Annotated in this window: 7 protein-coding genes; 4 read left to right on the plus strand and 3 right to left on the minus strand. The window is 67.4% G+C overall.

Annotated elements, in window-relative coordinates; translation table 11 throughout:
• Positions 1-186 precede the first annotated feature (186 nt).
• The gene (locus tag ACWGE0_RS45065) at positions 187-1,899 is read right to left on the minus strand and encodes an NAD+ synthase (RefSeq protein WP_452266994.1); all 1,713 of its coding nucleotides are present in this window, start codon (positions 1,897-1,899) and stop codon (positions 187-189) included.
• Between the two features lie 29 nt (positions 1,900-1,928).
• On the opposite strand from ACWGE0_RS45065, the gene ACWGE0_RS45070 reads away from it, so the two are divergent.
• Complete coding sequence (locus ACWGE0_RS45070; protein WP_452266995.1) at positions 1,929-3,491, plus strand: alpha/beta hydrolase; 1,563 nt, start codon at positions 1,929-1,931, stop codon at positions 3,489-3,491.
• A 41-nt stretch (positions 3,492-3,532) separates the two neighbouring features.
• Complete coding sequence (locus ACWGE0_RS45075; RefSeq protein WP_452266996.1) at positions 3,533-5,014, plus strand: alpha/beta hydrolase; 1,482 nt, start codon at positions 3,533-3,535, stop codon at positions 5,012-5,014.
• On the opposite strand, the gene ACWGE0_RS45080 is transcribed toward ACWGE0_RS45075, so the two are convergent.
• Both ACWGE0_RS45080 and ACWGE0_RS45085 read right to left on the minus strand, forming a co-directional pair.
• Complete coding sequence (locus tag ACWGE0_RS45080) at positions 4,969-6,483, minus strand: MFS transporter (RefSeq protein ID WP_452266997.1); 1,515 nt, start codon at positions 6,481-6,483, stop codon at positions 4,969-4,971. The two genes, ACWGE0_RS45075 and ACWGE0_RS45080, sit on opposite strands and share 46 nt — an antisense overlap.
• A gap of 16 nt (positions 6,484-6,499) precedes the next feature.
• On the minus strand, positions 6,500-7,135 hold the full coding sequence (locus tag ACWGE0_RS45085; protein ID WP_452266998.1) for an LppX_LprAFG lipoprotein: 636 nt from the start codon (positions 7,133-7,135) through the stop codon (positions 6,500-6,502).
• A gap of 41 nt (positions 7,136-7,176) precedes the next feature.
• Here ACWGE0_RS45085 and glnA point away from each other — a divergent pair, with 41 nt between their 5' ends.
• Both glnA and ACWGE0_RS45095 read left to right on the plus strand, forming a co-directional pair.
• Positions 7,177-8,520, plus strand: a complete 1,344-nt coding sequence (gene glnA / locus ACWGE0_RS45090) for a type I glutamate--ammonia ligase (protein WP_452266999.1) — start codon at positions 7,177-7,179, stop codon at positions 8,518-8,520.
• Positions 8,521-8,539: 19 nt separating this feature from the next.
• Positions 8,540-12,070: an FkbM family methyltransferase gene (locus ACWGE0_RS45095; RefSeq protein ID WP_452267000.1), complete on the plus strand. Its 3,531-nt coding sequence runs from the start codon at positions 8,540-8,542 to the stop codon at positions 12,068-12,070.
• Positions 12,071-12,524: the final 454 nt, after the last annotated feature.

Consider the following 12,524-nt stretch of genomic DNA (forward strand, 5'->3'; position numbering starts at 1 on the left):
GTGTCAACTCGACGAAAAGCGTGTCGAGTTGACACCCCTCCTCGTGCGCGGCAAGGGCTGTGGTGCGACTCGTGACGGGACCCCACCGCCGGGAGCTTGCGCTCCGGAAGACGCCTCGGCTTCGCCATCGGGTCGGCTCGGCTTCGCCATCGCCGCTTGCCTTCGGCTTCGCGGGGGAGGGAGGGACTAGCCCTCGCGCCAGCCGTTGGTGATGGGGAGGCGGCGGTCTCGTCCGAAGGCCTTGTTCGAGATTTTTGTGCCTGGCGGGTACTGGCGGCGCTTGTACTCGGCCTTGTCGACCATGCGCAGCACCTTGTCGACCAGTTCGGGGGCGAAGCCTGCGGCCAGCAGGTCGTCGTATCCCCGGTCGCCGTCTACGTAGCGGGTCAGCAGGTCGTCGAGGAGCTCGTAGTCCGGGAGTGAGTCGGTGTCTACCTGGCCTGGGCGCAGTTCTGCTGACGGGGGCTTGGTGATCGAGTTTTCTGGGATCGGCGGCACCTCGCCGCGCTTTTCCGCCTCGTCGTTGCGCCAGCGGGCCAAGGCCCAGACGAGGGTTTTGAAGACGTCCTTGATCGGGGCGTAGCCGCCTACGGCGTCGCCGTAGATGGTGGAGTAGCCGACGGCCAGTTCGGACTTGTTGCCGGTGGCCAGGACGAGGTGGCCGTGTTGGTTGGACAGGGCCATCAGGAGCATGCCTCGGCAGCGGGCCTGGATGTTTTCTTCGGCCAGGCCGGTGAGTTTGAGTTGCTCGACGTAGGTGGAGACCATGTCGCCGATTGGCTCGGTGGTGAAGTGCAGGCCGGTGCGCGTGGCCATGTCGGAGGCGTCCGAACGGGAGTGTTCGGAGGAGTAGGAGGAGGGCATCGACACGCAGTAGACGGAGTCGGCGCCCAGGGCGTCTACGGCCAGGGCGGCCACTACGGCTGAGTCGATGCCGCCGGAGAGGCCTAGGACTACGGAGCGGAAGCCGTTTTTGTGCACGTAGTCGCGTAGGCCGGTTACCAGGGCGTGCCAGACCTCTGCCTCGTCGGACAGTGGCTCGAAGACGCGGGGGGTGGGCAGGGGGTCGTAGGCCGGTACGGCGTCGGAGAGGAAGACGCGGCGTACGTAGAAGTCGCCGATCTGGCCCTGTTCGTAGGACTTGTCGGCGGGGAGGTCGAAGTCGACGAACATCAGGTGCTCTACGAACTGCGGGGCGCGGCCGATCAGTTGGCCGTCGGCGGCTACTACCAGGGAGTCGCCGTCGAAGACCAGTTCGTCCTGGCCGCCCACCAGGTTGCAGTAGGCGAGGGGTGCGCCTGCTTCGGCGGCGCGGCGGACTACCAGGGGGAGGCGTTGGTCGTCCTTGTTGCGTTCGTACGGGGAGGCGTTCGGGGAGACCACGAGGTCTACGCCGGCGTCGCCTAGTGCGGTGATCGGGCCGCCGTCCTGCCAGAGGTCCTCGCAGATCACCATGCCGACTTCGACGCCGTTGATGCGCAGGATGTCCAGGGACGAGCCGGGCTTGAAGTAACGCCGCTCGTCGAAGACGCCGTAGTTGGGCAGGTGGTGCTTGCTCTGCTTGGCCATGACACGCCCGCCCTGCAGCACGGCTACGGCGTTGCGCGGGCCCACGGAGTCGTGTTCCAGGTAGCCGACGAACGCGGCGATGTCGCCCAAGCCGGACTCGTTGAGGGTGCCTGCGAGGTTTTCCAGGGCTTCGGCGGAGGCGCGGGCGAAGGACGTGCGGATCGCCAGGTCTTCCACCGGGTAGCCGGTCAGGACCATTTCGGGGAAGACGACGAGGTGCGCGCCGCCTTCGCGGGCTTTGCGAGACCATTCCACGACCAACGAAGCGTTGCCCTCGAGGTCGCCGACAGTGGCGTTGACCTGGGCGAGCGCGATCCGAAGCTGCGGCATGCCCTCATCATCTCCCATACCATCGGGCTGTGGTCCGTCTCTTGAGCGTGTTGCTCGTCATTCCCCTTGTCGCGTCCTGCACGTCGATCATCGAGGGGGCGGCCAAGCCTGGCGTGTCCCTCGAGAAGGCGGGACCGGCCGGAACAGTCCCCGCCGGACTGGAGAAGTTCTACGGTCAGCAGCTCGGCTGGCAGGACTGCGCGCCGTTCGCGACCACCGGGTCGAGTCGGTCGGCCTTTGGGAGCAAGCGCGACGTCGAGTGCACCCGTCTGCAGGTTCCGCTCGATTACGCGAAGCCGGACGGCGACACGATCACCGTCGGCGTGCTCCGGTACAAGGCGACCGGGCAGAAGATCGGCTCGCTGTTGATCAACCCCGGCGGGCCAGGTGCGTCCGGCATGGCGGCGGCCGCTGGCATGGTCTCGGACTACCGCAAGACCGAGCTCGCCAAGCGGTTTGATCTTGTCGGGTTCGACCCGCGGGGTGTCGGCGCGAGCGAACCGGCGGTCAAATGTCTGACCGGACCGGAGCGCGATGCGGAACGTTTGGACCTTGACATCGACACGAGTCCGGCTGGAATCGCCCAAACGGAGCAAGAGAACAAGGCATATGCCGAGAAGTGTGCGGCCGGTACAAAATTCGGGGCTTCAATGCTCGCCAACTTGGGCACGCGGGACGTAGTTAAGGACATGGATGTCCTTCGCTCTGCGCTCGGCGACGCGAAGCTGAGCTATGTCGGCTACTCGTACGGCACCCGCATAGGCACCGAGTACGCCGAGACCTTCCCCCAGAACGTGCGCGCACTCATCCTCGACGGCGCCGTCGACCCGACACAGGACCAGCTCGCGTCGCTGGTCGCTCAGGGCGCCGGCTTCCAGAAAGCGTTCAACGAGTTCGTGAAGTGGTGTCGGGAGAAGGGCGATTGCCCGCTCGGTGACGATGCCAACACGAGCTTTCGCCAGCTCACGACACCGTTGATCGAGAAGCCGGTCACCGTCGGGGACCGCAAACTCTCCTACAACGACGCGATCACCGCCGCGATCCAGGCGTTGTACTCGGAGCAGCTGTGGCCTCTGCTGCTGGACGGCCTCAAGGAGCTCAAGAACGGCCGCGGCCGGGTGCTGATCAGCCTCGCCGACGCCTACCTCGACCGTGATGACCAGGGCAACTACTCGACGATCACCGACTCGTTCAACGCTGTGCACTGCGTTGACGACCAACGGCTGACGGACAAGAACGCGCTGTTGGACACCGCGAAGAAGTACAAGGAGGCGGCGCCGTTCCTCGACGACGGCAACCCTCCTGGTGCGGCGCTCGACTCGTGCGCGTTCTGGCCTGCCCCGGTGAGCGCCCGCACGGGTCCGCCCAAGGCCGACGGCATCCCGCCGCTGCTGGTCATCTCCACGACCGGTGACCCCGCCACGCCGTACGAGGCCGGCGTGAACCTGGCCAAAGCGCTCAACTCGCGGCTGCTCACCTACGAAGGTGTCCAGCACACGGTCTTCCTGCAGGGCGTGGGGTGCGTGGACAACGCCGGCGTGAAGTACCTGATCGACCAGACATTGCCCGCCGACGGAACCCGGTGCGCCTAATGACGAAGAGGCGATCCCGAGTCACTGCGGCCCTGTTCGCCTTGATCGTTCTGCTCGGCACGTCCACGTCCTACGCGCGCATCGACGGCAGCCCCGTCGCCGCGCGCAAGGGGCTGGCGCGCTTCTACGAGCAGGTGTTGTCGTGGGGTGCGTGCCAGCCCTACGCGATCGACGCGAAGAGCAAGGGCCTGTACGAGCGCGAGGGCATCCAGTGCGCGCGACTGCACGTTCCTCTCGACTACGGGAATCCGGACGCGGGGACGATCACCGTCGGACTGCTGCGCCGGCCCGCCACCGAAAAGGATCGGAGGGTCGGTTCCCTGGTGGTGAACCCCGGCGGTCCGGGTGGTTCGGGCATGGCGCACGTCGCGAACATGCAGCCGAACAACCCGGTCGGCAAGCGGTTCGACGTGGTGGGCTTCGACCCGCGCGGCGTCGGGGCGAGCCAGCCCCGCGTGCAGTGCCTGACCGACGCGGAACGTGACGCGCAACGGCTGCGGCCCAAGGGTGAGAGCGCGAACCAGACCGAACAGGAGAACAAGTTCTTCGTCGACCGGTGCGCCGAACGCAGCGGCATCAACCTGCTGCGCAACGTCGGCACCCGGGACGTCGTGCGTGACGTCGACGTGCTGCGCGGCGCGCTGGGGGAGAAGAAGCTGAGCTACCTCGGCTACTCCTACGGCACGCGCATCGGCACGTTGTACGCCGAGATGTTCCCTCGCAACGTGCGCGCGATGGTGCTCGACGGCGCGGTGGAGGCCAACAGCGACAAGGTGGCCGCGTCGGCACGTCAGGCGCAGGGCTTCGACGAGTCGTTCCAGCGGTTCGCGGGCTGGTGCGCGCAACGCGACTGTCCTATCGGGAGGGACGCGGCCACCGCCGAGTCCAAGTTCCGGCAGATGATCGAGCCGCTCAAGAAGACCCCGATGCAGGTCGGCGACCGCAAGCTGTCCCACTCGGACGCGAACACCGCCCTCATCCAGGCGATGTACTCGGACCGGCTGTGGGAGACGGCGCTCAAGGGCCTGCAGGAGCTGAAGCAGAACAAGGGCACCACCCTGCTCCAGCTCGCGGACCAGTACCTCGGCCGCGCCCCGGACGGCACCTACAGCCGCATCCAGGACGCGTTCGTGGCCATCCGCTGCGTCGACGAACCGCCGATCAAGGACCGTGCCACCCTGGAGTCCAACCGTCGGAGGCTGCTGGAACTCCTGGGCAACGACACGATCCCCACCGACGAGACCGCGCTCGGCCCGTGCGCGTTCTGGCCGGCCCCGCACACGTCGGAACCACATGCGCCGAACGTGAGCGGGCTGCCGCAGGTGCTGGTGATCTCGACGACCGGCGACCCGGCGACGCCCTACCAGTCCGGCGTGGACCTCGCGCAGGCACTTGGGGCGCGTTTGCTGACGTACAACGGAAACCAGCACACGGCGTTCCTGGCTGGCATCGGCTGTGTGGACGGTGTGGGTACCAACTACCTGGCGGACTTGAGGCTGCCGGAAACGGATTCCGTCTGCTGACGACGACCTGGCAGCAGGACTGAGCCCAGCGCCCCGAGCGCGCAGATCACCGCCGTGATCAGGAAGATCTCGTGGTATTCGGTGAGCAGCGCCTCGGTGAGCCTGCGCTGGTACTCGGCCAACTGCTGCGCGTACACGGTTTTCTCGACACCCCACGGCACTGGGGTGTTGAGACCAGCCGTGAGCTCGCGGAACCGGTGAAGTCCCCACGCGGACAACGCCGCCACACCCACGAGCATGCCCGTCATGCGCGCGACGACGACGAACGCCGACGCCACGCCGTGACGCACTGACGGCACAACACGCAGCACAGCACCGGACAACGGCGCGATGACCAGGCCCAGCCCGAAACCGGCGATGGCCAGGTCACGCGTGAGGACGAGCCCGCTGACGTCAGCGGGCCACTGAGCGATGAACACGTACGAAACCGATGCGATCGCGAGTCCACCGAAGGACACCCAGCGGTCGCCGAATCGCGATGCGAGGAATCCACCCAGGACGGCCCCGACCGGCAACGCGATCAGGAACCGGGTGAGCAGGGTCGCCGCGGCCGCCGAGTCGCGGCGCAACACGGTCTGCGCGAACAACTCCACGTCGACCAGCGTCACCATCAACGCGGCACCGGCGGCGAGCGACACCCCGAGCACCGCCCAGAACGGCCGCCACTGCACACCTTCGGGATCGATGAGCCGCACGGCAGTACGGCGTTCCCACACGAAGAACGCCGCGAGAACCACGAACGCGCCGATGAGCAGCGGCCAGCCCCAGGACGGCAGCAAGGACTCCTCGGGCTTCGGGTTGTAGAGCGCCACCACCAGCAACGACAACGCGAGCGCGAGCAGCACCCCGCCCACGACGTCGATGCGGACGGGTCGCCGTGTGTTCGGCACGGACCGTTGCACGATCACCATCGCGATGACCGCCAACGGGACGTTCACCCAGAACACCCATCGCCAGCTCTGCGGCTCCCACGCCTCGAACAACGGCAACGCGTTGAACAGTGACGCGACCGCGATGCCGTACAGCGTGCCGAGAACAGACCCCAGCTCTTGTGCGGCACCAACGGTCCCGAGAGCGGTGGACCGTTTGTTCTCTTCCCACAGGTCCGCGACCAGCGCCATCGTGACCGGCAGCAAAGCACCGCCGGCCAGGCCCTGCACCACGCGTCCGGCGACCAGCAGCGGCACGTCGGCGGCCAGCGCCGTGATCACCGAGCCGACCAGGAACCCGAGCAGCGACACCTGCAGCACGAACCGCCGGCCGAATCGGTCCGACAGCTGGCCGAGCAACGGCATGCCCGCCACGTACCCGAGCAGGTACCCGGTGACGATCGGCGTCGCCTCTTCCAGGTCGTTCACCGCGATGCCGAGGTCGCGCACCATGTCCGTGAGGACACCGACGACGACGTACGCGTCGAGCGCGCCCAGCAGCACGGCCGCGCCGGACGCGGCGAGAGCGACTTTCCTCATCGTTTCCTCGCCAGCACTACGCAGGCGCCGTGACCGTGACGGGCTTGTCGAAGTCGGTCAGTCCGATGTCGACCTTCTGACCACCGGGCAGCTCGAACAACGCGCTCTTGAGCTTGTTGTCCTTGTCGATCGAGAACGTCGCCTTCACGTCCGCGGAGATGCCCGGCACCAGGCCGGACGCCACGTCCTTCGGCACCGTCGCCTCGACCACCGACACGTCACCGGATGACTTCGTCTTCGCGTCCTTCGAGGAGGCCAGGACCTTGGCCACGCCCTTCTCGGGGTTCAGGATCGCCGACGGGTCGTAGACCTGGCCCGCGAACGCGGCCGGCAGCTTCGTGTAGCCACCCGTCGGGCCCTTGAAGTGCAGGTTTCCGCCGGTCAGCACGTACTCGATGGACAACAGCTGCCCGGCGAACGTCACCTTGGCGGTGCCCTTGGAGTCACCGGCCGACGTGAGGTCGCCGTCGGCCTCCTTCACCGGCACGTCCGGGAGCTCACCGTCCACCTTGAGGGTGAAGTGGACGCTCTTGACCGAGCGCATCGACTCCGCCGACTTCGAGAGCAACGTCGCACCATCGGGGAGATCTCCACCGGACGTGCAGCTCGTGAGCAGGGCGAGTGCGCAAACCAACAACCAACGGGCGGACATGCGTTGATCGTAGAGACTCTCCAGCCCTTAAGCTGCGCCCTATGGACCGCCAGCAGGAGTTCGTGCTCCGCACGCTCGAGGAACGCGACATCCGGTTCGTCCGGCTCTGGTTCACCGACGTCCTGGGCTTCTTGAAGTCCGTGGCGGTCGCGCCGGCCGAGCTCGAGGGCGCATTCAGCGAGGGCATCGGGTTCGACGGCTCGGCGATCGAGGGTTTCGCCCGCGTCTACGAGTCGGACATGGTCGCGAAGCCGGACCCCGCCACGTTCCAGGTGCTGCCGTGGCAGACACCGGACGGCTCGAACTACTCGGCACGCATGTACTGCGACATCACCATGCCGGACGGCTCCCCGTCGTGGGCCGACCCGCGGCACGTGCTGCGCAGGACGCTGTCGAAGGCCAGCGAGGCCGGGTTCACCTGCTACGTGCACCCGGAGATCGAGTTCTTCCTGCTCAAGGGCCTGCCCGCGGACGGCAGCGAGCCGGAGCCCGCGGACAACGGCGGCTTCTTCGACCAGACCTCGCACGAGACGGCCACGCACTTCCGCCGCCACGCCATCGAGGCGCTGGAGGCGATGGGCATCTCCGTCGAGTTCAGCCACCACGAGGGCGCGCCCGGCCAGCAGGAGATCGACCTGCGCTACGCCGACGCGCTGACCATGGCGGACAACGTCATGACCTTCCGCTACGTGGTGAAGGAGGTCGCGATCACGCAGGCTGTGCGCGCCTCGTTCATGCCCAAGCCGTTCTCCGACCAGCCCGGGTCGGGCATGCACACGCACTTCTCGCTGTTCGAGGGCGACCGCAACGCCTTCTACGACGACGAGGACCCGTACCAGCTCAGCGACATCGGCAAGCAGTTCGTCGCGGGCATCCTCAAGCACGCGCGTGAGATCTCCGGCGTCACGAACCAGTGGGTCAACTCGTACAAGCGGCTGATCGTCGGCGGTGAAGCCCCCACGGCCGTGTGCTGGGGTCACGCGAACCGCTCGGCGCTGGTCCGGGTGCCGATGTACTCGCCGGGCAAGTCGTCGTCGCGCCGCGTCGAGGTCCGTTCGCTGGACTCCGCGTGCAACCCGTACCTCGCCTACTCGGTGATCCTGGCCGCCGGGCTCAAGGGCATCGAGAAGGGCTACGAACTGCCGCCGCCCGCCGAGGACGACGTGTGGTCGCTGACCGACCGCGAACGCCGTGCCGCTGGCTACGCGAACCTGCCGCAGAACCTCGGTGAGGCGCTCACCGAGATGGAGAACTCGGAGCTGCTCCCCGAGGCGCTGGGCGAGCACGTCTACGACTTCTTCCTGCGCAACAAGAGGACGGAGTGGGACGCGTACCGTCGTAGCGTCACCCCGTACGAGTTGCGCACTCTTCTTCCGGTGCTGTGAGGCCGATACGTTGCTCTCCGTGACAGATGTGCCCGAGTTCCAGCCGACGATCTGCGCGTGCACGGTCGCCACGGCGGCGGAACTGCCCGCGGTCAAGGTCCTGTCCAGCTCGTTCCTCGCGGAACACCCGGAGGGCCGGTTCGTCGCGCTGATCGTGGACGCGCAGCCGGAACACTCGGGACCAGGGCTGATCACGCCGCTGGAGATCGGCGTGTCCGAGGTCGAGCTGCGCGTGCTCGCGACCTCACTGGACGCTGCTGAGCTGAAGGCCGCGATGCTGCCGAGGCTGCTCGAGGCGTTGCTGTCGCAGGGCATGCCCGTGCTGTACCTCGACCCGTGGGTCCAGGTGTTCGGGTCGCTCACGAAGCTCGTCCTGGAGGCGTTGCGCACCGCACCGGTCGTGTTACTGCCACGCACGTTGCGGCCGTTGCCGTCCGACGGTCTGCAGCCGGGGCCTGCCGAGCTGCACGAACTGGGTGCGTTCGACCCCGGTTTCATCGCGGTCGGCGAAGGCTCCGAGCCCTATCTGACCTCGCTGGACATGCCCGCGATCGTGCCGCACTTCGTCGTGCGCGACGCACGGGTCGGCGTGTCGGCGTGGAACGTGGCGGACAGGCCGTTGCACCGCACCGAGTCCGGGACGCTGGCCGTCGTCGGGCAGGACCTGCTGACCGTGCACTTCCGCGGGTTCGACCCGCGCCGGCCGTGGCTGCTGTCCGCTGACTTCGCGGAACGGCCCCGTGTGCTGCTCTCGGAACACCCGGAGATCGCCGAGCTGTGCACCGCCTACCGCGCCGAACTGGTGCGATGTGGCTGGAGCGTGCAGCCCGTGCCGTACCGGTTCGACTCGCTGATCGACGGGACGCAGATCCCGTCCGAGCTGCGTGCCGACTACCGGGCCGCTTCGCCGACTCCGCTGCCGGCGTTCGGTGAAGACGGTGGTGGTGGGTTCCTCATCTGGGCGTGCGAGCCGACCGTGAACGGTGGCACGCGCTGGGCCGACGCCGTGTGGCGTGCTGACTCGTCGTTGCAGGAACAGTTCCCCGCGCCTTTCGGTGCGGACGCGGACGCCTGGCGCGAGTGGTGTGCCGGGGTGGGCGTGGCTTCCGGGCGGTTGCCCGCGCCGGCCGTGCCGCAGCCCCGGGAAGAAGGACCCGCGCTGCTCGACCAGCTCGGCGTGTCCGTCGTGGGTTCCGGACCGTTGGCGGAGCTGATGCTCGCCGCCGCCCGTGCGTCCGGGCTGCCGGTGTCGACTTCCGCTGGTTATCCCGTTGTGGTGAGGACTTCTGCCGCGGACGAGGTGCCTGCCGGACGGTTTGTCGTCGAAGTCGCGTTGGACGCCAACGCCGCGGACGACCGCACCGGCGTGAACGAGCTTTGGTTGTCGTCGGACGTGTCGCGCGCTGCCGCGGAACGCATCGGCGGGCCCATCGTGCGTGTGGTGCCCGTGCCGGTGCACGACGTTGGCGCGCGTGAGCACGAGTCCGGCGAAGTGGTGGTGTTCGCGGCGATCGCGGACCACGCTCTCGACCGGCCCGGCAACGTGCTGGGTGCGGTGTCGGCGTTCTTGAGCGCGTTCCCGGACCGTTCGGACGTCGAGCTGCGAATCGCGGTGTCCGGGTCGTTCGACCACCCCGAGGCCGCCGAGCGACTGCGCCTCGCCACCTCCTCAGACCAGCGGATTTCCCTGGTCGAGGACGAGGACGCGTGTCTGACCGCCGATGCCGTGGTGTCGTTGCACCGCGGTGGGGCGGACGACCGGATCGCGCTGCGCCTGGCCAACCTGGCCGTGCGCGGGGTTCCCGTGGTGGCGTCCGACCACGGTGCCGTCGCGGAGCTGTTTGGCAAGACGGCTGTTCTCGTGCCGTGTCACCAGGGCTCCGAACCCGACGTGCAGGCGGCCGCGAAGCTGCTGCGCTCGCTGGCCGACGACCTGCCGACCGCGGCCGCGCTGGGTGCGGCCGGCCGTGACCACATGCTGTCGGTGCGGTCGGTCGCGCGGGTGAGCGAGATCCTTCGTGAACGCGTCGAGCACTCGTACCGGGGATGGCGGGCCCGCCGGCCGAAGCCGAAGCCCGAGGTCGACCCGATGCTCGCGCTGCAGTCGGCCAAGCACGCGTTACTGCGCCAGCCCAACGTGGACGGCCCTCATCGGACGCCGATGGCACCCGCGTTGCGCAAGGTCGTGTTGCGCGCGTTGGACCACTACGACAACCACATGCGCCAGGTGCTGCACACCTTGATCGACGGGGTCGAGCGCACGGTGTCCGAGCTGGTCAACCGGCAGGACGCGCTGAAGGCCGGAGTCGGTGCGGGCGAGCTGGAGCTGCTGCGCGCCGAGGTCGAGCAGGTCGCGGAACGCCAGTCGCACTTCGGCGACCAGCTGATCGGCGTCGACGACGGGGTCGTGCGCGTGCGCGCGGACATGGCCGGTCAGGGACGCCGGCTGCGGGACATCGAGGACGCGGTCATCGGTGAGGCGGCCAAGCGCGCGAAGGCGGACGACGTCCTGGCCGAGCGGATCGACAAGCTGACCGTGGCGCTCGATCGGACGTTGGACCGCATCGACTCGTTGGAGTCCAAGGTCGTCGAGGTGTTCCGAGAGCGCGACACGCGGTTGGACTCCGCGATCCGTGCCGCGAACCAGGCACAACAGACCGCGGACGCGTTGCGGCGTGTGGTGGTGCGTCAGCACGAGACCGCTGGTGACGCGCCCGCGGTGCGTTCGTCGTTGGTGTTGTGCGACGCGGGCATGATGCGGCTGCCCGCCGACGACGCGTTCATGCTTCCGCTGTTGTCGTCCAACGGCGTGTGGGAACCGGAGCTCGCGGCGCTGCTCGACTCGCTGGTCGAGCCGGACGGGATCTTCCTCGATGTCGGCGCGTACGTCGGGTACCACTCGATCAGGGTGTTGTCGCGGCTCGGGCTGATGGGCGCGGTTGTCGCCGTTGAACCGGACGCCGGTGCCGCGGCGCTGTTGAAGCACAACGTCTCGTCGAACCTGCCTGCTGCTGTTGCCTCTCGTCTGACCGTGATCGAGGGTGCGGCGTGGGAGAGCGCCGGCGAACTGGCCGTCGCACCGACGTTGACCGGTGGTGTGTCCGTCTCGCCGCTGGCCGCGGATGCCGGCGAGGACGTTGCTCGGGTGCGGTCGGTGCGCCTGGACAAGGAACTCGAAGAGATCGCCCTGGTGCAGGGCATGAAACTTTCCGTCGTGCGGGTCGACACGCCTGGACGTGGACATCGCGCGCTCGCGGGACTCGTCCGGCTGTTGCGCCGTGACCGGCCGCAGGTGCTCCTGGAGTTCTCGGCGACCGCGACTGCCGAATTCGGTGACGATCCGGTGACGGTCCTGAAGGAGTTCGGCGTCTGGGGCTACGACCTGGTGCCGTTGGTGACCGGTCAGGCCGCTTCGCCGGACCAGATCGTGCGGGCGATGGAGGGTCTTCGCTCCATCACCCTGTGGCTGCGACCGCGTCCGGTCGGGGCCAAGCAGGCTGCTCCATCCCCGTCGGTGCCGATCAAGCAGCCCGCTGACCAGGCGATTTGACTTTGGATCTCCCCGTGAGTAACTTTCTCCAAGTCGCAAGCGAGACCCCGGAACGAGCGGTTGACACCGCGGATCGGGCCGGGTAAAGTCTCACGGCGTCAAACCCCCAGAAGTAAATGAACGGCCTACCGTGCTGTCCGGGATCTGAAAATGACCCCGATTTGACACCGGAAAAGCTTCTCAGATAACTTCTGAACCAAGCAAAAACTGAATGCGAAGCGAGTTTGCGCGGCGCCAAAGAGACCGAAACGGCCGATTTGACAAAGCGAAAACGAACTGGCTAAGCTTTCAACACAAGCCCCGAGAGAAAGCCTCCGGAAACGGAGACTGGAACCGGTGAGCGCGTGTTCTTTGAGAATTCAACAGCGTGCCGATAACACAGCCAGTAATATATGAATTACCTCCTCGTCGAGGTAGTTCCTTTGAGAGCAAGACCAGATTGATGCCAGACATA

This window comes from Lentzea sp. NPDC054927, assembly GCF_053610285.1.